19 protein-coding genes are annotated in these 20,319 nt (G+C 61.2%); 9 read left to right on the top strand and 10 right to left on the bottom strand.

All coding sequences use genetic code 11. The features are described from left to right. Positions 1-33: 33 nt before the first annotated feature. The 8 genes from CIB54_RS12925 to CIB54_RS12890 all read right to left on the bottom strand — a co-directional run bounded on the left by CIB54_RS12925 (position 34) and on the right by CIB54_RS12890 (position 8,923). Positions 34-1,194, bottom strand: coding sequence for an ABC transporter ATP-binding protein (locus CIB54_RS12925; RefSeq protein ID WP_065949394.1), 1,161 nt, complete (start codon positions 1,192-1,194; stop codon positions 34-36). A 2-nt stretch (positions 1,195-1,196) separates the two neighbouring features. Beyond that, positions 1,197-2,042: a carbohydrate ABC transporter permease gene (locus tag CIB54_RS12920; RefSeq protein WP_065949393.1), complete on the bottom strand. Its 846-nt coding sequence runs from the start codon at positions 2,040-2,042 to the stop codon at positions 1,197-1,199. Beyond that, positions 2,035-2,943: a carbohydrate ABC transporter permease gene (locus CIB54_RS12915; RefSeq protein ID WP_065949392.1), complete on the bottom strand. Its 909-nt coding sequence runs from the start codon at positions 2,941-2,943 to the stop codon at positions 2,035-2,037. The genes CIB54_RS12920 and CIB54_RS12915 overlap by 8 nt, the downstream gene beginning before the upstream one ends. Before the next feature lie 120 nt (positions 2,944-3,063). Further along, a complete protein-coding gene (locus CIB54_RS12910; protein WP_065949391.1) occupies positions 3,064-4,350 on the bottom strand; it encodes an ABC transporter substrate-binding protein in 1,287 nt (428 codons plus the stop codon). Between the two features lie 104 nt (positions 4,351-4,454). Beyond that, the gene (locus CIB54_RS12905) at positions 4,455-5,714 is read right to left on the bottom strand and encodes a D-mannose isomerase (protein WP_101219963.1); all 1,260 of its coding nucleotides are present in this window, start codon (positions 5,712-5,714) and stop codon (positions 4,455-4,457) included. A 264-nt stretch (positions 5,715-5,978) separates the two neighbouring features. Beyond that, entirely contained in the window at positions 5,979-6,803 is an 825-nt protein-coding gene (locus CIB54_RS12900) for an ATPase (protein WP_101219962.1), read from the bottom strand. 127 nt (positions 6,804-6,930) lie between these two features. Then, positions 6,931-7,929: an NAD-dependent epimerase/dehydratase family protein gene (locus CIB54_RS12895; RefSeq protein ID WP_065949388.1), complete on the bottom strand. Its 999-nt coding sequence runs from the start codon at positions 7,927-7,929 to the stop codon at positions 6,931-6,933. A 97-nt stretch (positions 7,930-8,026) separates the two neighbouring features. Further along, positions 8,027-8,923 (bottom strand): LysR family transcriptional regulator ArgP, encoded by an 897-nt coding sequence (locus CIB54_RS12890; RefSeq protein ID WP_065949387.1) that lies wholly within the window; start codon positions 8,921-8,923, stop codon positions 8,027-8,029. Between the two features lie 97 nt (positions 8,924-9,020). On the opposite strand from CIB54_RS12890, the gene CIB54_RS12885 reads away from it, so the two are divergent. The 6 genes from CIB54_RS12885 to CIB54_RS12855 all read left to right on the top strand — a co-directional run bounded on the left by CIB54_RS12885 (position 9,021) and on the right by CIB54_RS12855 (position 16,577). Further along, positions 9,021-9,422, top strand: a complete 402-nt coding sequence (locus CIB54_RS12885; protein ID WP_101219961.1) for an ACT domain-containing protein — start codon at positions 9,021-9,023, stop codon at positions 9,420-9,422. A gap of 5 nt (positions 9,423-9,427) precedes the next feature. Beyond that, the gene (locus CIB54_RS12880; protein WP_065949385.1) at positions 9,428-10,030 is read left to right on the top strand and encodes a LysE/ArgO family amino acid transporter; all 603 of its coding nucleotides are present in this window, start codon (positions 9,428-9,430) and stop codon (positions 10,028-10,030) included. A 177-nt stretch (positions 10,031-10,207) separates the two neighbouring features. Continuing rightward, positions 10,208-10,804 carry a superoxide dismutase gene (locus tag CIB54_RS12875; RefSeq protein WP_065949384.1) on the top strand — a complete coding sequence of 199 codons (597 nt, stop codon included), beginning with the start codon at positions 10,208-10,210 and terminating at the stop codon, positions 10,802-10,804. 547 nt (positions 10,805-11,351) lie between these two features. Next, positions 11,352-13,403, top strand: coding sequence for a putative bifunctional diguanylate cyclase/phosphodiesterase (locus CIB54_RS12865; RefSeq protein WP_065949382.1), 2,052 nt, complete (start codon positions 11,352-11,354; stop codon positions 13,401-13,403). A gap of 127 nt (positions 13,404-13,530) precedes the next feature. Further along, the gene (locus tag CIB54_RS12860; protein ID WP_101219960.1) at positions 13,531-14,871 is read left to right on the top strand and encodes an imelysin family protein; all 1,341 of its coding nucleotides are present in this window, start codon (positions 13,531-13,533) and stop codon (positions 14,869-14,871) included. Positions 14,872-15,122: 251 nt separating this feature from the next. Then, positions 15,123-16,577, top strand: a complete 1,455-nt coding sequence (locus CIB54_RS12855) for a TrkH family potassium uptake protein (protein ID WP_065949380.1) — start codon at positions 15,123-15,125, stop codon at positions 16,575-16,577. Here CIB54_RS12855 and CIB54_RS12850 read toward each other — a convergent pair. Next, entirely contained in the window at positions 16,534-17,592 is a 1,059-nt protein-coding gene (locus CIB54_RS12850) for an AraC family transcriptional regulator (protein WP_101219959.1), read from the bottom strand. The genes CIB54_RS12855 and CIB54_RS12850 overlap by 44 nt on opposite strands. A 160-nt stretch (positions 17,593-17,752) precedes the next feature. Here CIB54_RS12850 and CIB54_RS12845 point away from each other — a divergent pair, with 160 nt between their 5' ends. The 3 genes from CIB54_RS12845 (at position 17,753) to CIB54_RS12840 (ending at position 19,856) form a co-directional block, all read left to right on the top strand. After that, positions 17,753-18,064 (top strand): Mpo1-like protein, encoded by a 312-nt coding sequence (locus CIB54_RS12845; protein ID WP_065949378.1) that lies wholly within the window; start codon positions 17,753-17,755, stop codon positions 18,062-18,064. A 319-nt stretch (positions 18,065-18,383) separates the two neighbouring features. Further along, complete coding sequence (locus CIB54_RS27460) at positions 18,384-18,554, top strand: hypothetical protein (RefSeq protein WP_164484665.1); 171 nt, start codon at positions 18,384-18,386, stop codon at positions 18,552-18,554. Positions 18,555-18,659: 105 nt separating this feature from the next. After that, positions 18,660-19,856 (top strand): MFS transporter, encoded by a 1,197-nt coding sequence (locus CIB54_RS12840; RefSeq protein ID WP_065949377.1) that lies wholly within the window; start codon positions 18,660-18,662, stop codon positions 19,854-19,856. Here the strand turns inward: CIB54_RS12840 and arfB are convergent. Beyond that, on the bottom strand, positions 19,853-20,266 hold the full coding sequence (gene arfB / locus CIB54_RS12835; protein ID WP_065949376.1) for an alternative ribosome rescue aminoacyl-tRNA hydrolase ArfB: 414 nt from the start codon (positions 20,264-20,266) through the stop codon (positions 19,853-19,855). The genes CIB54_RS12840 and arfB overlap by 4 nt on opposite strands. Positions 20,267-20,319: the final 53 nt, after the last annotated feature.

The following is a 20,319-nucleotide window of genomic DNA, read 5'->3' as shown; positions in this document are numbered from 1 at the left end:
ACATTTTTTAATTAAAACAATCAGTTATGTTGCTTAACGGCCCTTGAAGCGGGTTACGTTGCCGGCATGCCCCTGTGCCGGCGATGCAGCGGCGGTGCCCAATCGCTCACCGGTCTTGGCGTCGAACAGCAACACCTTGGCCGGGTCGAATTGCAGGGTCAGGGTCTCGCCTACCTGCGGTGCCACGTCCGGCGCCAAACGGCAGCAGACCTTGGTGTCGTTGAGCTGCACGAACACCAGGGTGTCCGGGCCGGTCGGCTCGGTCACCTGGACTTCGGCACGAATGCTCGACGCGCCGTTGCCCTCGCCCGCCGCCAGCACGATCTGCTCCGGCCGCAGGCCCAGGATCACATCGCGGTCTTCCAGACCTGCGTCGTTCATGCCCAGCGCCAACTCGCAACGGGCCTGGCCGCTGTCGAGCACTGCCACCAGACCACCGTCCTGGCGTTTTAGGCGCATGGGAACGAAGTTCATCGGTGGTGAACCGATAAAGCTTGCCACAAATAGGTTGGCAGGGTCGTTGTAAATTTCTTTCGGCGTGCCGAATTGCTGGATGATCCCGTCCTTCATCACCGCCACTTTGTCGCCCAGGGTCATCGCTTCGATCTGGTCGTGGGTCACGTAGACGGTGGTGGTTTTCAGGCGCTGGTGCATCAGCTTCATTTCGGTGCGCATCTCGACGCGCAGCTTGGCGTCGAGGTTCGACAGCGGCTCGTCGAACAGGTAGATCTTCGGCCGACGCGCCAGCGCCCGGCCCATGGCCACGCGCTGTTGCTGGCCGCCGGACAGCTGGCCAGGCTTGCGGTTGAGCAGGTGCTCGATCTGCAGCAGCTTGGCCACGCGCGCCACTTCGGCGTCGATGTCAGCCTGGGGCATCTTGCGAATCTTCAGGCCGAACTCGATGTTCTCGCGCACGCTCATGGTCGGGTACAGCGCGTAGGACTGGAACACCATGGCGATGTCACGGTCCTTGGGGCTCATGCCGCTCACATCCTGATCACCGATCATGATCGCGCCGCCGGAGATGGTCTCAAGGCCGGCGATGCAGTTCATCAAGGTGGACTTGCCGCAACCCGAAGGGCCGACCAGGATCAGGAACTCGCCTTCCTTGATCGACAGTTCGATGTTCTTCAAGGTGTCGGGCAGGCCGGCGCCATAGGTCTTGTTTACATTGCGAAGTTCAAGCGTAGCCATGATTACCCCTTGACCGCGCCGGCCGTGAGGCCGCGCACGAAATACTTGCCTGCGATCACATAGACCAGCAGGGTCGGCAGGCCGGCGATCATCGCCGCCGCCATATCCACGTTATATTCCTTGGCCCCGGTGCTGGTGTTGACCAGGTTGTTCAGCGCCACCGTGATGGGCTGGGAGTCGCCGCTGGAGAACACCACACCGAACAGGAAGTCGTTCCAGATCTGGGTGAACTGCCAGATCAGGCAGACCATGATGATCGGCGTCGACATCGGCAGAATGATCTGACGGAAGATGGTGAAGAACCCGGCGCCGTCCAGGCGGGCCGCCTTGATCAGCGCATCCGGAATGCTCACGTAGTAGTTACGGAAGAACAGTGTGGTGAACGCCAGGCCGTAGACCACATGCACAAATACGAGGCCGGTGGTGGTACTGGCCAGGCCCATCTTGCCGAGGGTAAACGAGGCCGGCAGCAGCACCGTCTGGAACGGCAGGAAGCAGCCGAACAGCAGCAGGCCGAAGAACAGCTGCGAACCACGGAAGCGCCAGAACGACAGCACGTAGCCGTTCAACGCGCCGATGGCCGTGGAGATCAGTACAGCCGGCACGGTGATCTTGATCGAGTTCCAGAAGTAGCCGTCCACGGTGTCCCAGGCCTTGACCCAGCCGATGCCGCTGACCACGGTCGGCCAGCTCAGCAGGTTGCCGGTGCTGATGTCTTCCGGGGTTTTGAAACTGGTGAGCAGCATCACCACCAGCGGCACCAGGTACAGCAGCACCGCGAGGATCAGCACCGCGTAGATCGCGATACGACTCAGGCTGATGGCAGGTTTAGCGGCGAGACTAGTCATTACGCTTGGTCCTCAGCTCGGAATACAGGTACGGCACAATGATCGCGAGGATCGCACCGAGCATCAGGATTGCACTGGCCGAGCCCATGCCCATCTGGCCGCGACTGAAGGTGAACGAGTACATGAACATTGCGGGCAGGTCGGACGAATAGCCCGGGCCGCCGGCCGTCATCGCCGCCACCAGGTCGAAGCTCTTGATCGCAATGTGCGCCAGGATCATCACCGCACTGAAGAACACCGGGCGCAGGCTTGGCAGCACCACGCTCCAGTAGATGCGCGGCAGGCTCGCGCCGTCGATCTGTGCGGCGCGGATGATCGATTGATCAACACCGCGCAAGCCGGCGAGGAACATCGCCATGATAAAGCCCGAGGCTTGCCACACAGCGGCGATCACCAGGCAGTACACCACGCGGTCGGGGTCGATCAGCCAGTCGAGACGGAAGCCTTCCCAGCCCCAGTCGCGCAATAATTTGTCCAGGCCCATGCCCGGGTTGAGCAGCCATTTCCACGCGGTACCGGTGACGATCATCGAGAGCGCCATCGGGTACAGGTAGATCGTGCGAATGAAACCTTCGCGGCGGATTTTCTGGTCGAGGAAAATCGCCAGCGTCACGCCGATCACCAAGGTGATACCGATGAACATGCCGCCGAACATTGCCAGGTTCTTGCTCGCCACCCACCAACGGTCGTTGTCGAACAACCGTTCGTATTGAGCCAGGCCCGCCCACTTGTAGCTGGGCAGGAACGTGGAGGTGGTGAACGACAGCACGAACGTCCACAGGATGTAGCCGTAAAAGCCCACCAGCACGATGAACATGCTCGGCGCCAGCACCAGTTTGGGGAGCCAGCGCTGCAGTGCATCGAACGGCGAGGCCTTGCTGAACACAGCAACAGAACTCATGGGAAAATCCAATAAAAGACTGAGGGCAGCTGCAAGCTGCAAGCGTCAAGACAACCGCGCCCGCTTGCAGCTTGTAGCTTGTAGCTTGTAGCTTGCAGCTTGCAGCTTGTAGCTTGCAGCTTATTTGGCCGATTTGATCGCAGCGCCCAACTTCTTGGCGGTGTCGGCCGGGTCGGCTTTCGGGTCGTTGATGTAGTTGGTCACCACGTCAAAGAACGCACCTTGCACCGCCAGGGTGGTGGCCATGTTGTGCGCCATGCTTGGCTGCAGGCCACCGGTCTTGGCGTCGGCCAGGAAGTCCTTGGCGGCGGTCTGGGCGCAGGAGTCGAAGCCGAGCTTGTCCATTTCATTGAGCATGTCGGTACGAACCGGGATCGAGCCCTTGTTGATGCTGAAGACTTTCTGGAAGTTTTCACCCAGCACGACCTTGGCAATGTCCTGCTGACCGGCAGCGGTGCCTTTGTCTTTCTGCTTGAACACCGCCAGGGAGTCGATGTTGTAGGTGAAGGCCTTGTCGGTGCCCGGGAAGGCTACGCATTCGTAGTCCTTGCCAGCGACTTTCTTGGCGGCGGTCCATTCGGACTTGGCCCAGTCACCCATGATCTGCATGCCGGCCTTGCCGTTGATGACTTTACCGGCCTCCAGGTTCCAGTCCTGACCTTTGCCGTCAACGTCCATATAGGTCGCGACCTTTTTCAGCTCAGTCAGCGACTTGACCATTTCCGGGCCGGTCAGCGCAGCGTTATCCAGGTCGACCAGGGCTTTCTTGTAGCCATCGGCCCCCATCACCGAAAGCACCACCGCTTCGAACACGGTGCTGTCCTGCCAAGGCTGGCCGCCGTGAGCGAGCGCGATGAAACCCGCCGCTTTCAGCTTGTCGCCGGCGGCATAGAATTCTTCGAGGGTGGTCGGGTTCTTGGTGATGCCGGCTTTCTTGAAGACTTCCGGGTTGATCCACAGCCAGTTCACGCGGTGGATGTTGACCGGAACGGCAACGTAGTCACCGTCGTACTTCACGGTGTCGGAGACTTTCTTGTCGAGCAGGGAGTCCCATTTTTCTTCTTTGGCGACGTCTTTGAGCACGTCGGTGTCGAGCAGGCCGGTGGACGCCCATTCCTGGATGTCGGGGCCTTTGATCTGGGCAACACCTGGCGGATTGCCGGCAACCGCGCGGCTTTTCAGTACGGTCATGGCAGTGGCGCCACCGCCACCTGCGACCGCACCGTCTTTCCAGGTGAAGCCGTCTTTCTCAACTTGGGCCTTCAGCACATCCACAGCCGCTTTTTCACCGCCCGAGGTCCACCAATGCACCACTTCAACCGTACCTTTGGAGTCGGCGGCAAATGCACTGAGGGGAAACAACGAGGCAATGGAAATAGCAACGGCGAGGCGATTAATCGCGTTCATCTGAGTACCTTTTCTTGTTGTTATGCATGCAAGTCTAGAGCTTGCGCTGCACGGAGTTTAAACAGGGATTTTCCCGACGCAGGTAACAAAGGGACGCACAAATGTCACCAGCTGGTGACATAACGTCCGCTGCCCAATGCGCTGGCCAGGCTGGGTGCCAAGGGTAACGCAGGCAGCAACACGGCTTGCCACGCATGGTACAGGTCCGGCTTGCCACCCCAGATCCTGTTGCTGGGTTGGTTATGCGGGCTGAGTTCGTGGTGCCAACTGCCGTGGCGTCGGTCGATGAAGTGGGTTTCGCAGAACTCCCAGAACCGCCGATACCAGGTTTCGTAATGCAACTGGCCGGTGCGCTTGAGCAGCGCCTGGGCAGCGGCGCTAGCTTCGGCATGGGTCCAGTGCAGGCGTTCGCGGACAACCGGGCGCTGGTTCCAGTCCAGGGTGTAGACAATGCCCGGCGCGCCATCCACGGCCCAGGCATAGTCACAGGCACTGGCAAACAGCCCTTGGGCATCGGTCACCAACCAGTCCGGTGTGACCAACCCGGCCTGCTCGCGCGCCGCTTCCAGGTGCAGTACCAGCCGTGCCCATTCGAAGCCATGGCCGGGGGTGATGCCATAGGGACGGAAACCGTCGGCCGGGTTGTCTTCGTTGTAACCGAGCAACGGATTCCACTGGGCGTCGAAGTGCTCGATCACCATGAAGCGGTTACCCGCGGCGTGGGCATGGATGACACGTTCGACGATACGCAATGCGCGATCCAGCCAGCGTGTGTCGCCCGTGACATCGGCGAGGGCGAGGAACGCTTCGGTGGCGTGCATGTTGCTGTTGGCACCGCGATAGGCTTCGACGCCGCTCCAGTCCCGGGCGAAGGATTCGAGCATCGCGCCCTCCTCCTCACTCCAGAAGAACTGGTCGATGATATGCACCGCATCGTTCAACAGGCTTTGCGCGCCGGGTACACCAGCCACCACGGCAGAGCTCGCGGCCAGGGCCACGAAGGCATGCAGGTAAGCGGCCTTGCCGGTATTGCCATCAAGGGCATCAGGCGCGGCGAACCAGCCACCGTGTTCGCTATCGTGCAACGGGCCGCTCAGGGCCGCCACACCGTGCGCCACCCAATCAGCGTAGCCAGGCAAACCCATGGCGTGGGCCATGGCGAAGCTGTGAGTCATGCGGGCGGTGTTCATGGTTTCGGCGCGCGCGTCGGCCGGCAATTGGCCCTTGTCATCCAGATTGCCGAAGCCGTCCGGCAAGCGCGAAGCCTTGGCAAAGGTCAAAAGGCGCTGGCCTTCGGCCGCGAGCCAGGCGTAATGGGCAGGTGCGTTCAGCCAGCTGCTGGCAGGCAGCGGTTGCGTGGTCATGGGGGGCCCTTGTTGTTTTTTGTGGGGTGACCGGAGTCTAAACAAGGGCGTGGGAGTGGCAAGTAACGAAGGGGACAAGAAATGTCACCGGGCGGTGACAAAGCTGCGAGCAACCGCGATTTCCCTGACTGATACAGGTTCAAATGTGGGAGGGGGCTTGCCCCCGATTGCGGTGTTTCAGTCACCACAATATTGACTGACTTACCGCTTTCGGGGGCAAGCCCCCTCCCACATTTGGATCTCGTTCACAGCCCATAGCTCAGATCATTGACCCAGCGGTGTAGCCGTCGCCGGCGCATTGAGGCGCTGGTTCAGATTCTGCACCTGGCTCTGCAACGTCGTGATATTGCGCGTGGTCTGGATGCGGAATACGTCGAACTCCTTATTGGTCGGCGCATCCGTGGTGGCGGGCTGGTTTTCCTGCGCACTCTTGAGCACCAGCAGGTCCTGCTCGAGTCGGGCGATGGCGGCAGTCGGATTGCCTTGTTTCTTCAAGGCCGCCACATCAGTGGCCAGGTCCTTGATCTCGCCCTGTGCCGCCTTGAGCGTGGCGACGGCATCGGTCAGGGCCTGGACCTGGCCCTGTAAGCTGGCATTCGCATTCGTCAGTTCGGTGGTGCTGGCGCTCATCTGTGCCAGACGCTGGTCCAGCTCGGTGGCCTGGCCGGCTACGCCCACTTGTTGCTTGCCCTGCTCAAGCAACTGGGTTTCCAGCTGCTTGATCTGCACTTTCAGGGCTTCGCTGCCGTTGTTCACATTGGCCTCGCTGGCCACGACCTTGCCGGAAATATCCTGCAGGCGCCCCGCCGCTTCTTCGCTGATACGCGCAAAGCTTTCCTGGGTGGCGACCAATTGCTGGCCCATCAGGGAAATCTGCTGGAAGCTCCACCAGGCAAGGCCGGCAAAGGCGATCAGCAACGCGCCGACCATCGCCCACAACGGGCCGGTACTGGCCCTTTTAACCTGGACCACGGGCGTGGTGCGCGAGCGCACCGAAGTGGCGGCAGTCGGCACGAAATCATCATCGTCCCCCGGGTCTGCCCGCAGGCTGGGAACGTTGTCGAAATCGTCTTTAGCATCGTTACGCATGAATCTACCCTGAATCAATAAGATGGCTAGCTGGGAAGCCGAGCGGCGGGAGTATAAACCGTGCTCCCGGCGCATGGGTCGACATGAGGTCCGCCCTTCGGTTCCCGATGTGTTGCGGGTTGTAAGCTTATGGGTGGCCCGGCGCCTGGGCCTTCCACCACAGGCAGAACTCGTCGAGGGCGCTCCACAGGCTGACCTTGGGCTCGTAATCGAGATAATGCCGCGCCCGGCTGATGTCGAGGGTGAAATCCTTGTTCATCACCTGCATGCCCAGGCGCGTCAACGACGGCTCGGGCCGCCCCGGCCAGAGCGCACAGAACGCTTCGTTCAATGCCGCCGCACTGTAGGACAAGCCATAGGATCGGTAGCGAGTCACCTGCGGCAGGTCCATTTGTCGCATCACATAGTTGACCACGTCCCACACCGGCACTGGCGTGCCGTTGCTGATGTTGTAGGCCCTGCCCAGTGCAGAACCGGGAGCCAGCAAGCTGCTGAGCAACGCCTCGTTGAGGTTGTGCACGCTGGTGAAGTCGACCTTGTTAAGGCCGTCACCCACGATGGCCAGGCGATTCTTGCGCTGCATCTTCAACAGACGCGGGAAGATGCTCATGTCACCGGCGCCGGTGACGAAACGCGGGCGCAGGGCCAGTACTTGCAGACCGAATTCCTGGGCGCCGAACACCTTCTGCTCCGCCAGGTATTTGGTCGCGGCATAGGGATGCTTGAAGCGCTTGGGCACCTGCTCTTCGGTCAGCCCCAGGTGATCGCGCCCATCGAAATAGATGGAAGGCGACGACAGATGCACCAACCGCCCGACCCGCTGCTTGAGGCACGCTTCGACGACGTTCTCGGTGACCAGCACATTGCCTTGATGGAAATCCTGATACTTGCCCCACAGCCCGACCGCACCGGCACAGTGCACCACGGCCTCGACGTCACGGCACAGGTTGCGCACCAGGTCGGCATCGTTCAGATCACCCTGGATAAACTCGGCACCACGTCGTACCAGATGTTCGACACCCTCGGCCCGTCGTCCGTTGACCCGCACGTCCAGGCCCTGCTCCAGGGCGAAACGCGCAAAGCGCCCGCCGATGAAGCCGCTTGCGCCGGTGACCAGAATTTTCATGGTGTCTCCTACAGATACAGCTGCAAGCCTCAAGCTATAAGCTGCAAGTTAAATACGGGCGCAAGCTGTTCTCTTGCCGCTTGCAGCTTGACGCTTGTCACTGCTGACAGGGCACCAACCATTGCCCACAGACCCGGGCCAGATGCTCGGTCAACAGGCCCAACAGGCGCCCGCCACTGCGCCAATGATGCCAGTACAGCGGCACATCGATGGGCTTATCTGGCAGTAACTCGACCAGCAGGCCTTTTTCCAGCGGGTCGCGCACCTGCAATTCAGGCACCAGGCCCCAGCCGAGGCCGGCTTCCATCAGGCGGATGAAGCCTTCGGATGACGGGCATAAATGATGCTCGAAACCGCCGGTTACCCCGAGAGAAGCCAGGTAACGGTGTTGCAGGAAATCATCCGGCCCGAACACCAGCGCCGGCGTACCGGCCAATTGGTCGGCCTGTACCCCGGCCGGGAAGTGCCGCGCGATAAACGCGGGGCTGGCGAATGCGCGGTAACGCATGGCGCCAAGTGCCAGGCTGCGGGCGCCGGCAACCGGACGCTCGCTGGCGCAGATACAGGCTGCCACTTCACCGGCACGCATGCGTTTGAGGCCCACGGTCTGGTCTTCTACCACCAGGTCCAGCAGCAGGTGCTGTTCGCCGCAGAAATCGCTGACCGCCAACGCCCACCAGGTGGCGAGGCTGTCGGCATTCAGCGCAATGCGCAAGCGCTCGGGCATGCCCTCTTCGTCCAACGCCGGCACCTGGCTTTGCAGGTCGCGCTCCAGCAGACGCACCTGTTGCACATGGTTGAGCAAGCGTCGGCCAATATCGGTGGGGGTCGGCGGCGTCGCCCGTACCAATACCGGCTGGCCGACGCGTGCCTCCAGCAACTTGATGCGCTGGGACACAGCCGACTGCGACAGCCCGAGCACCTGTGCGCCACGCTCGAAGCCGGCCTGTTCCACCACGGCGGCCAAAGCGGAAAGCAATTTATAGTCGAACATCAGTTTTCCTAATGAGCGATCAGCAATATTGGTTTTTCTTATACAGCCTGCACCCTGAGAATAGCCAGCATCGCAACTCTTTATAAAGGAACCTCCCATGGCTGGCGAAACCGCCCTGGCAACCCTGCTGCGCAGCATGAGCCCCCACCTCAATGAGGGTGACTACGTATTCTGCACCCTGCCCGATCATCGTATCCCTGTCGGTTGCGAAGTGATCGCCAGCGTGCGCGAGCAGGAAGGCCTGACCCTGATACTCGAACGCCAGCAGGCGCAACAGGCCGGGCTGGCCTTTGACTACGTCGCCGCGTGGATCACCTTGAATGTGCACTCGGCGCTCGAAGCCGTGGGCCTGACCGCCGCCTTCGCCAGTGCGCTGGGCCAGGCCGGTATCAGTTGCAACGTGATTGCCGGCTATCACCACGATCATCTGTTCGTCGGCCGTGCCGATGCCCAGCGCGCCATGCAGGTGTTGCAACAACTGGCAGCGAACGCGGAGTAACCCCTATGTGGCAGAGTTATGTGAACGGGCTGTTGGTAGCCCTCGGCCTGATCATGGCCATCGGTAGCCAGAATGCCTTTGTCCTGGCACAAAGCCTGCGCCGTGAACACCATCTGCCCGTGGCGGCGCTGTGTGTCGTGTGCGATGCCCTGTTGGTGGCTGCCGGGGTGTTCGGCCTGGCGACGGTGCTGGCGCAAAGCCCTGTGCTGCTGGCGGTTGCACGCTGGGGTGGAGCGGCTTTCCTGATCTGGTACGGGGCGTGCGCGCTGCGCCGGGCCTGTTCGACACAGAGCCTGGACCAGGCAGACAACCTCAAGGTGCGCTCACTGCGCGCGGTGCTGCTGAGTGCCTTGGCCGTCACACTGCTCAACCCTCACGTGTACCTGGACACTGTGTTGCTGATTGGCTCACTCGGTGCCCAGCAAACCGAGCCAGGTGCCTATGTGGCCGGTGCCGCCAGCGCATCGCTGCTGTGGTTCGCCACCCTGGCGCTCGGCGCGGCGTGGCTGGCACCCTGGCTGGCGCGCCCGGCCACCTGGCGCCTGCTGGACCTGTTGGTGGCCGTGATGATGTTCAGCGTGGCCTACCAATTGATCAGCGCGCCATGAACTTATTCCAAAAGGCTCTGGAACCTCTATCCCACACAGTTGTTGCGTGGTTTTGCCGCACCCCCGGTGCTATGATCCCGAACTTGCGCCGCAAAGAGTACAGACTCGCCGGCGCTTGTTTGGCCGCCCGTGATCGGCCTTGCGCTCACCGCAACTGACCTGATTAGGAGAATCATCATGGCTTTCGAATTGCCGCCGCTGCCCTACGCACACGATGCCCTGCAGCCGCACATCTCCAAGGAAACCCTGGAGTATCACCACGACAAGCACCACAACACCTATGTCGTGAACCTGAACAACCTGGTGCCAGGCACCGAGTTCGAAGGCAAGACCCTGGAAGAAATCGTCAAGTCTTCGTCGGGTGGCATCTTCAACAACGCCGCTCAGGTCTGGAACCACACCTTCTACTGGAACTGCCTGGCGCCAAACGCCGGCGGCCAACCCACCGGTGCATTGGCTGAAGCCATCAACGCTGCATTCGGTTCGTTCGACAAGTTCAAGGAAGAATTCAGCAAGACGTCCATCGGCACCTTCGGTTCCGGTTGGGGCTGGCTGGTGAAGAAGGCTGACGGTTCCCTGGCCCTGGCCAGTACCATTGGCGCCGGCAACCCGCTGACCAACGGCGACACCCCGCTGCTGACCTGCGATGTCTGGGAACACGCCTACTACATCGACTACCGCAACGTGCGCCCCAAGTATGTGGAAGCGTTCTGGAACCTGGTCAACTGGAAGTTCGTGGCTGAGCAGTTCGAAGGTAAAACCTTCACTGCCTAAGCAATGCTTGCAGTAGAAAAAGCCCGGCGATTGCCGGGCTTTTTCATGGGCGCTCACAAGCAGCACGCTAGCTGGAACCGTGGAACTCGCAGAAAGGAATGTGCCACGCAGTGAGTGAGAGGAATAACCCTTTCGCGCTCTTCTGGAGAAAAAAGATGGAAGCAATCGGACAAGCAGGTGGGCAGATGGCGATGCAACTCATCAGCGGCCTTATGAAAGGTCTCGCCGGTGGTGGGGGCGGCGGCGGTGGCGATGAGGGGGGCGCCGCAAGTGCGCCAAGCCGCCCCGGTGAGGACAACATGCCGCCACCGCCGCCAAAGGTTGATTTTTCAGTCAGCTGACCAATGCACTGATGCCAGACAACCGTTGGCATTCAGCACAATAATCGAACAGCCAGACGGCGCAGCGCATCCGCCGTCTTTATGTTTTTTGCTTCTGGCCAGGCTCGAAGACGCCCGCCGCTCCAATGTTCCTTTGACTGCCCTCCCCAGATTGCCAATACTCATGGCATATTGAAGGCCACCCGCATGAGACAAGGAATGCCCCTTTGAAGCTGGAACTCAAAAACAGCTTGTCGGTGAAGTTGCTACGGGTTGCCTTGCTCTCGGCATTGATCGTGGGCGTGGCACTGAGCGTGGCGCAGATCGTTTTCGATGCCTACAAGACGCGCCAGGCCGTAGCCGGTGACGCCCAACGTATCCTCGACATGTTTCGCGACCCTTCGACCCAGGCTGTCTACAGCCTGGACCGCGAAATGGGCATGCAGGTGATCGAAGGCCTGTTTCAGGATGACGCCGTACGCGTCGCCTCCATCGGTCACCCCAACGAAACCATGCTCGCGGAAAAAAGCCGCGCCTTGCAGCCGTCCGCCAGCCGCTGGTTGACCGACCTGATTCTTGGGCAGGAACGCACCTTTACCACCGCACTGGTGGGCAAGGGCCCCTACAGCGAGTATTACGGCGACCTGAGTATTACCCTCGACACCGCCACCTACGGCGAAGGCTTTCTGGTCAGTTCAGTGATCATCTTTATTTCCGGGGTGCTGCGCGCCCTGGCCATGGGGCTGGTGCTGTACCTGGTGTATCACTGGCTGCTGACCAAACCGCTGTCGCGCATTATCGAGCACCTGACCTCGATCAACCCGGACCGGCCCAGCGAGCACAAGATCCCGCAGCTCAAGGGTCATGAGCGCAACGAGTTGGGGCTGTGGATAAATACCGCCAACCAGTTGCTCGAATCCATCGAACGCAACACCCACCTGCGCCACGAGGCCGAGTCCAGCCTGTTGCGCATGGCCCAGTACGATTTTCTTACCGGCCTGCCGAACCGCCAGAAGTTGCAGGAGCAATTGGACAGGATCCTGACCGATGCCGGCCGGCGCCAGCGTCGCGTGGCGGTGTTGTGCGTGGGGCTGGACGACTTCAAGAGCGTCAACGAGCAGTTCACCTATCAGAATGGCGACAAACTGCTGCTGGCCCTGGCCGATCGTTTGCGCGCCCACAGCGGTCGCCTGGGCGCGCTCGCCCGCCTGGGTGGCGACCAGTTCGCCCTGGTGCAAGCCGATATCGAACAGCCCTACGAAGCCGCCGAGTTGGCGCAAAGTATCCTGGATGACCTGGAAGCGGAGTTTGCCCTCGATCAGGACCAGATTCGCCTGCGCGCCACCATCGGCATCACCCTGTTCCCGGAAGACGGCGACAGCACGGAGAAACTGCTGCAAAAAGCCGAACAGACCATGACCCTGGCCAAAAGCCGCTCGCGCAATCGCTATCAGTTCTACATCGCCAGCGTCGACAGCGAAATGCGTCGGCGCCGCGAGCTGGAGAAAGACCTGCGCGAGGCGTTGAGCCGCGACCAGTTTCACCTGGTGTATCAACCGCAGATCAGTTATCGCGACCACCGCGTGGTCGGTGTAGAAGCATTGATTCGCTGGCAGCACCCGGAACACGGCCTGGTGCCACCGGACCTGTTCATCCCGTTGGCGGAACAGAACGGCACCATCATTCCCATCGGCGAATGGGTACTGGATCAGGCGTGCCGCCAATTGCGCGAATGGCATGACCTGGGCTTCACCGAATTGCGCATGGCGGTCAACCTGTCCACGGTGCAACTGCACCACACCGAGTTGCCGCGGGTGGTCAACAACCTGATGCAGATCTACCGCCTGCCGCCGCGCAGCCTGGAACTGGAAGTCACCGAAACGGGCCTGATGGAAGACATCAGCACCGCCGCCCAGCACCTGTTGAGCCTGCGCCGCTCGGGCGCGCTGATCGCCATCGATGACTTCGGCACCGGTTACTCATCCCTCAGCTACCTTAAAAGCCTGCCGCTGGACAAGATCAAGATCGACAAGAGCTTCGTCCAGGATCTGCTGGACGACGACGACGATGCGACCATCGTCCGCGCGATTATCCAACTGGGCAAAAGCCTGGGCATGCAGGTGATTGCCGAGGGCGTGGAGACCGCCGAGCAAGAGGCCTACATCATCTCCGAGGGTTGCCATGAAGGCCAGGGTTACCACTACAGCAAACCGCTGCAGGCCCGGGAGTTGGCGGCTTACTTGAAGCAATCGGAACGCGATAACGCGGCGATTCTTTGAGCGGGCAGAACGATACCAAATATTTCCCGCGTATAAGCCTTTACACAAAATGCAAATCTTTCGCATTATGTCGCAGCTTTTGCGCCCCCGCGCGCGCCCTATCAACAACCGAAGCAGGATGTTCGCCATGATTCGTATGCCCCTGGCCACCGCCAGTCTGCTGGCCATTGCTATTTCTCTCGCCGGTTGCGGCGAAGGTAAAGACAAGGCCGCCGCGCCTCAGGCGCCTGCCGCTGCCAGCACTACCGCTCCAGCGGCTGCCGCGCCTGCAGGCCAGGTCGACGAGGCGGCCGCCAAGGCCGTGGTCGCGCATTACGCCGACATGGTGTTTGCGGTGTACAGCGACGCCGAGTCCACCGCAAAAACCCTGCAGACCGCTATCGACACCTTTTTGGCCAACCCGAACGACGACACGCTCAAGGCCGCCCGTACCGCCTGGATCGCCGCGCGCGTACCTTACCTGCAGAGTGAAGTGTTCCGCTTCGGCAACACCATCATCGACGACTGGGAAGGTCAGGTGAACGCCTGGCCCCTGGACGAGGGGCTGATCGACTACGTCGACAAATCCTATGAACACGCACTGGGCAACCCGGGCGCCAACGCCAATATCATCGCCAACAACGAAATCCAGGTCGGCGAAGACAAGGTCGACGTCAAGGAGATCACCCCGGAAAAACTCGCCAGCCTCAATGAGCTGGGCGGCTCCGAAGCGAACGTCGCCACCGGCTATCACGCCATCGAATTCCTGCTCTGGGGCCAGGACCTCAACGGCACCGGCCCAGGCGCGGGCAACCGTCCGGCCTCGGACTACATGACCGGTGACGGTGCAACCGGCGGCCATAACGAGCGTCGTCGTACCTACCTGCGCGCCGTGACCCAACTGCTGGTCAGCGACCTGCAGGAAATGGTCGGCAACTGGAAGCCCAACGTCGAAGACAACTACCGCGCCACCCTGGAGTCGGAGCCGGCTACCGACGGCCTGCGCAAGATGCTGTTCGGCATGGGCAGCCTGTCGCTTGGCGAGCTGGCCGGCGAACGCATGAAGGTGTCCCTGGAAGCCAACTCGCCGGAAGACGAGCAGGACTGCTTCAGCGACAACACCCACTACTCGCATTTCTATGACGCCAAAGGCATCCGCAACGTCTACCTGGGCGAGTACACCCGCGTCGACGGCAACAAGCTGACCGGCCCGAGCCTCTCGTCCCTGGTCGCCAAAGCCGACCCGGCAGCCGATGCAGCCCTCAAGGCTGACCTGGCGGCGACCGAAGCGAAGATCCAGGTGATGGTCGACCACGCCAATAAGGGCGAGCACTATGACCAGTTGATCGCAGCCGGTAACGATGCGGGTAACCAGATCGTACGTGACGCCATCGCTGCGCTGGTCAAGCAGACCGGTTCGATCGAAGCCGCGGCGGGCAAACTGGGCATCAGCGACCTGAACCCGGACAGCGCCGATCACGAGTTCTGATCCGTACTGTGCTGAAAAAGGCGACCTTCGGGTCGCCTTTTTCATACCTGCTTCAAGCACCGCAGACCCCCTGTGGGAGGGGGCTTGCCCCCGATAGCGGTGTATCAGATACGAATTGACCGACTGACACTCTGCTATCGGGGGGCAAGCCCCCTCCCACAGTTGATCGGCATCGTCTGGAGCTGCCAGGTTTACATGCCCTGCACCCCAGGTAGAATGGCGCCTCTGCCCAAATCACCCGAGCGAACTTCATGGCGTTGCCGACCCTACGCATCATCGGTTTCATCATCGGCATCTTCCTGATCACGCTTGCGATCGCCATGGTCGTGCCCATGGCCACCCTGGTGATCTTCGAACGCACCAGCGACCTGCCCTCCTTCCTGTGGGCCAGCATGATCACCTTTATCGCCGGCCTGGCCCTGGTCATTCCCGGGCGCCCGGAACACGTGCACCTGCGCCCCCGGGATATGTACCTGTTGACCGTCACCAGCTGGGTGGTGGTGTGCGTCTTCGCGGCGCTGCCGTTCTTGCTGACTCAGCACATCAGCTACACCGACTCGTTTTTTGAAAGCATGTCCGGCATCACGGCCACCGGGTCCACGGTGTTGAGTGGGCTGGACAGCATGTCGCCAGGCATCCTGATGTGGCGCTCGCTGTTGCACTGGCTCGGCGGTATCGGTTTTATCGGCATGGCGGTGGCGATCCTGCCGCTGCTGCGCATCGGTGGCATGCGCCTGTTCCAGACCGAGTCGTCGGATCGTTCGGAAAAAGTCATGCCGCGCTCCCATATGGTCGCGCGGCTGATCGTGGCGGCGTATGTGGGCATTACCATCCTCGGCAGCCTGGCATTCTGGTGGGCCGGGATGGGGCTGTTCGACGCGATCAACCACGCCATGTCGGCGATTTCCACCGGCGGGTTTTCCACCTCCGATGAATCCCTGGCGCACTGGAAGCAACCGGCGGTGCATTGGGTGGCGGTGGTGGTGATGATCCTGGGCAGCCTGCCGTTTACCCTGTACGTGGCGACCTTGCGCGGCAACCGCCGCGCGCTGATCAAGGACCAGCAGGTGCAGGGTTTGCTCGGCCTGCTGGTGGTGACCTGGCTGGTGCTCGGCACCTGGTATTGGTGGACCACCAACCTGCACTGGCTGGACGCCCTGCGCCACGTGGCGCTTAACGTCACGTCGGTGGTGACCACCACCGGTTTTGCGCTGGGCGACTACAGCCTCTGGGGCAACTTCTCACTGATGCTGTTCTTCTACCTGGGCTTCATCGGCGGCTGTTCGGGCTCTACCGCCGGCGGGATCAAGATCTTCCGCTTCCAGGTCGCCTATATCCTGCTCAAGGCCAACCTGAACCAGTTGATTCACCCGCGCGCGGTGATCAAACAGAAATACAACGGTCATCGTCTCGACGAGGAAATCGTGCGCTCGATCCTGACCTTTTCGTTTTTCTTCGCCATCACCATTTGCGCCATCGCGCTGGCCCTGTCACTGCTGGGTCTGGACTGGATGACCGCATTGACCGGCGCGGCCAGCACCGTATCCGGCGTCGGCCCGGGCCTGGGTGAAACCATTGGCCCGGCCGGCAACTTCGCCAGCCTGCCGGATGCGGCCAAGTGGATTCTGTCGCTGGGCATGCTGTTGGGGCGGCTGGAAATTATTACGGTGTTTGTGCTCTGTATTCCGGCATTCTGGCGTCACTGACGGTCGACGTCTGCTGCAATCGCGCCCGGTATTCGCCGGGCGTGGCGTCGAACCAGCGGCGAAACGCGCGAAAGAAGTTGCTGGGGTCGGCGAACCCCAGCAGGTAGGCGATTTCCAGCAAGGTCATGCTCGGCTGCGCCAGGTATTGCTCGGCCAGCTCACGGCGGGTGTCGTCGAGCAGGGTCTGGAAGCTGGTGCCTTCCTCCTGCAAACGCCGCTGCAAGGTACGCTGGGACAGATGCAACGTCTGCGCCACCACTTCGCGCTTGGGTTCGCCCTGGGGCAGCAGGCGGCACAGCACCTGCCGTGCCTTGTGGGTCACACGGCTTTCGGAAAAGCGCGCCAGGTACTCACCGGCAAAACGATCGTGCAACTGCGCCATGGCCTCGTTGGCCGTGGGCAATGGCGCCTCCATGTCGGCCTGCTCGAAAATCAGCGCGTCATACGGCGCATTGAATTCCAGCGGCGCATGGAACACTTCGTTGTAGGGCGCCAGATCGGCCGGTTGATCGCCCTGCAGCAACACCTTATGCGGTTGCAGGGTACGCCCTGTGAGCCAGCCGCACAGCGCCAACGCGCTGGCCAACGAGGCCTCGGCGCTTTGCCGGGTGGGCGGCAGGTGATCGCCGTGCACGGTCAGGATCAACGCGTAGCCTTCGGGTAACAGGCGGAAACTCAAGTCGGCACTTTCGGCGATGATGCGCTGGTAACGCACCAGGCGCCTGAAACCTTCGGCCAGGGTGTTGCTGGACATCAAGGCATAACCGGCGACATGAAACGATGCGGGACGCACCACTTTGCCCATGTTCAGGCCAATGGCCGGGTTGCCCGATAACTCCACTGCGCGCTGCCATAAACGGGTCATGGCATCCTGCGCAAAACGCGCGTCGGGGTCACTGAGATCGGCATAGTCCAACCCCAGTTGTTTGAACAGGGCCCGGCAATCCAGGCCGTCCATTTCCAGGGCCTTGACTATCCCCATCGCCCAGCTTGCTGACGTTGTTCGTTCGCTCATGGCATCTTCTTGATAATGCAGGCTTGAACGGCAGCCAGGAGGCCAAGGATACTAAAGTGGCATCTATTGTCACTGGCTGTTACCACTGATCACTCTAGACTCAAATAAGCTCCCCGCCGAACACCTGTTGGGCGGCACTACAATCAGAGGGCTTGCCACCGTGGAAAACGTCAAGCGATTCAACAGCTTCGCCGAGTTTTACCCGTATTACCTGGCGGAGCACGGCAACAGCACCTGCCGGCGCCTGCATTTTATCGGCACCACGCTGGTGATCGGCATTCTGGCCTACGCCATCGGCCGAGGCTCGCTGGGCCTGTTGCTGGCCGTGCCGATCGCCGGCTACAGCTTTGCCTGGATCGGTCATTTCTTCTTCGAGAAGAACCGCCCGGCCACCTTTGAGCACCCGTTTTACAGCCTGCTCGGTGATTTTGTGATGTACCGCGACATGATTCTGGGCAAGGTGCCGTTCTAGTCACGATCGATATAAAAGTCTATTTGTCATTTACAGTGCTGTATCCTGCCAAGGCTTTTTGAGAGCGCGCAATCACCTGCGATTGAAAACAGACCTTGCGAGGAGCGACGACGATGCACGAGATACCTAATCTCCCCTTCCCAAGCCTGCACCCTACAGAGCAGCCAGCACCGCAGCAGGCCAGCGACACGCGGCCCGAGGCCAAAGACGCACAACCAGTCGACAGCGAAAGCCAGGACTGACGCCGTACCAGACCGTGTGGAAAGCGCAGCTTTGAGCGCTTTCCACACTGCCTGAATCATCCGAGACCCCTGCAAAAATGACCGATACCCCTGATACCGCCGTACTCGACGCCGCCCTGCAGATGGTCGAGGTCTGGAACCGCCTCAGCGCGGACAAACAAGCCGTGTTGCTCAAGCGCTTCGGCACCCAGGAAAACGCCCTGGCCGCACTGGTCACCACCCAATTGCTGGCCCCCGCGCAAGCCTGAAGTGTTCCTGAGCTGAGGTTTTTGCGCTTTAACGCCCTGCACGAACCAAACCACCGGTATCATTAGCAGCCTATCTTTACCTGCTGCGACAGTGGACCTCTCCCCATGCCAGATACCCAGCGCCCCATGGCGGTCACGCTGCAAGTTGTTTCCATCGTGCTGTTCACCTTTATCGGCTACCTGAATATCGGCATCCCCCTGGCCGTATTGCCAGGCTATGTCCACAGCGAACTGGGCTATGGCGCGGTGGTTGCCGGTCTGGTGATCAGCGTGCAGTACCTGGCCACCCTGCTGAGTCGCCCATACGCGGGCAAAGTCATCGATAACCTGGGCAGCAAGCGTGCGGTGCTGATCGGCTTGGCGGGGTGTGGCTTGAGCGGTGTGTTCATGCTGCTGGCGGCGTGGTTTTCAAGCCTGCCGGCCGTGAGCCTGGGCAGCCTGCTGATCGGTCGCCTGGTATTGGGCAGCGCTGAAAGCCTGGTGGGCTCGGGCGCCATTGGTTGGGGCATTGGCCGGGTCGGTGCGGCGAATACCGCCAAGGTCATCTCCTGGAATGGCATCGCCAGCTACGGCGCCCTGGCGATCGGTGCGCCGCTGGGCGTAGTACTGGTCAGACATTTCGGACTGTGGAGCATGGGGGTCAGCATTGTTCTGCTGGCGGCAGTCGGCCTGTTGCTGGCCTGGAACAAGGTCGCCGCGCCAATCGTCAGCGGCGTGCGCCTGCCGTTCATGAATGTGCTGGGCCGGGTATTGCCCCATGGCTGCGCGCTGGCGTTGGGTTCCATCGGCTTTGGCACCATCGCGACCTTTATCACGCTGTATTACACCACCCAGCACTGGGACAACGCGGTGTGGGCCTTGAGCTTGTTTGGTGCCAGCTTTATCGGTGCGCGCCTGCTGTTCGGCAACCTGATCAACCGTATCGGCGGGTTTCGCGTGGCGATTGCCTGCCTGTCGGTGGAGATCCTCGGGCTGCTGTTGCTGTGGCTTGCGCCGGACGCCAACCTGGCCCTGGCGGGCGCGGCGTTGAGCGGGTTTGGCTTTTCCCTGGTATTTCCGGCGCTGGGGGTGGAAGCGGTCAACCTGGTGCCTGCCTCCAGCCGCGGTGCGGCGGTGGGGGCTTATTCGCTGTTTATCGATTTATCCCTGGGTATCACCGGACCATTGGCCGGGGCCGTGGCGGCAGGCTTCGGCTTTGGTTCGATCTTCCTGTTCGCCGCCCTCGCCGCCCTGGGTGGTTTGCTGCTCAGTGTGTACCTGTATCGCCAGGCGCCCAAGGCCCGCGAAGCACGCCAGGACTAAAAGTCGACCTTGCCGCGCCCGGCCTTGATGCTGCCACGCTTGGTCTTGGATTCGAGACGACGCTTTTTCGAGCCCAGGGTCGGCTTGGTCGGCCGGCGCTTCTTCTCCACCTTGGTGGCGCTGAGGATCAACTCCACCAGGCGCTCGAGCGCATCGGCGCGATTCTGTTCCTGGGTGCGATATTGCTGGGCCTTGAGCACCAGTACGCCATCACTGGTGATGCGGCTGTCGCGTAATGCCAACAGCCGCTCCTTGTAGAATGGCGGCAATGACGACGCCGGAATATCAAATCGCAGGTGCACCGCACTCGATACCTTGTTGACGTTCTGCCCACCGGCGCCCTGGGCGCGAATGGCGGTCAGCTCGACTTCAGCATCGGGCAAGTGGACGTTGTTGGAAATCACCAGCATGGAGAACGGGGGCCTTGGCAGAGTGGGCGTTCAAGGATACGCGCCTTATAAGT

Origin of the sequence: Pseudomonas fluorescens (genome assembly GCF_002837185.1) — a bacterium.
GTDB classification, from domain to species: Bacteria; Pseudomonadota; Gammaproteobacteria; order Pseudomonadales; family Pseudomonadaceae; genus Aquipseudomonas; species Aquipseudomonas fluorescens_AM.
This window is presented reverse-complemented; position numbering and strand designations above follow the sequence as displayed.

Excerpts from the sequence above, each read along its gene's own strand:
- CIB54_RS12900 (WP_101219962.1), bottom strand. The coding sequence starts at position 6,803 with ATGCGTAACGATGCTAAAGACGATTTCGACAACGTTCCCAGCCTGCGG.
- CIB54_RS27460 (WP_164484665.1), top strand. The coding sequence starts at position 18,384 with ATGACCGATACCCCTGATACCGCCGTACTCGACGCCGCCCTGCAGATG.
- CIB54_RS12915 (WP_065949392.1), bottom strand. The coding sequence starts at position 2,943 with ATGAGTTCTGTTGCTGTGTTCAGCAAGGCCTCGCCGTTCGATGCACTG.
- CIB54_RS12880 (WP_065949385.1), top strand. The coding sequence starts at position 9,428 with ATGTGGCAGAGTTATGTGAACGGGCTGTTGGTAGCCCTCGGCCTGATC.
- arfB (WP_065949376.1), bottom strand. The coding sequence starts at position 20,266 with ATGCTGGTGATTTCCAACAACGTCCACTTGCCCGATGCTGAAGTCGAG.
- CIB54_RS12860 (WP_101219960.1), top strand. The coding sequence starts at position 13,531 with ATGATTCGTATGCCCCTGGCCACCGCCAGTCTGCTGGCCATTGCTATT.
- CIB54_RS12840 (WP_065949377.1), top strand. The coding sequence starts at position 18,660 with ATGCCAGATACCCAGCGCCCCATGGCGGTCACGCTGCAAGTTGTTTCC.
- CIB54_RS12905 (WP_101219963.1), bottom strand. The coding sequence starts at position 5,714 with ATGACCACGCAACCGCTGCCTGCCAGCAGCTGGCTGAACGCACCTGCC.
- CIB54_RS12890 (WP_065949387.1), bottom strand. The coding sequence starts at position 8,923 with ATGTTCGACTATAAATTGCTTTCCGCTTTGGCCGCCGTGGTGGAACAG.
- CIB54_RS12925 (WP_065949394.1), bottom strand. The coding sequence starts at position 1,194 with ATGGCTACGCTTGAACTTCGCAATGTAAACAAGACCTATGGCGCCGGC.
- CIB54_RS12895 (WP_065949388.1), bottom strand. The coding sequence starts at position 7,929 with ATGAAAATTCTGGTCACCGGCGCAAGCGGCTTCATCGGCGGGCGCTTT.
- CIB54_RS12850 (WP_101219959.1), bottom strand. The coding sequence starts at position 17,592 with ATGAGCGAACGAACAACGTCAGCAAGCTGGGCGATGGGGATAGTCAAG.
- CIB54_RS12855 (WP_065949380.1), top strand. The coding sequence starts at position 15,123 with ATGGCGTTGCCGACCCTACGCATCATCGGTTTCATCATCGGCATCTTC.
- CIB54_RS12875 (WP_065949384.1), top strand. The coding sequence starts at position 10,208 with ATGGCTTTCGAATTGCCGCCGCTGCCCTACGCACACGATGCCCTGCAG.
- CIB54_RS12920 (WP_065949393.1), bottom strand. The coding sequence starts at position 2,042 with ATGACTAGTCTCGCCGCTAAACCTGCCATCAGCCTGAGTCGTATCGCG.
- CIB54_RS12885 (WP_101219961.1), top strand. The coding sequence starts at position 9,021 with ATGGCTGGCGAAACCGCCCTGGCAACCCTGCTGCGCAGCATGAGCCCC.
- CIB54_RS12910 (WP_065949391.1), bottom strand. The coding sequence starts at position 4,350 with ATGAACGCGATTAATCGCCTCGCCGTTGCTATTTCCATTGCCTCGTTG.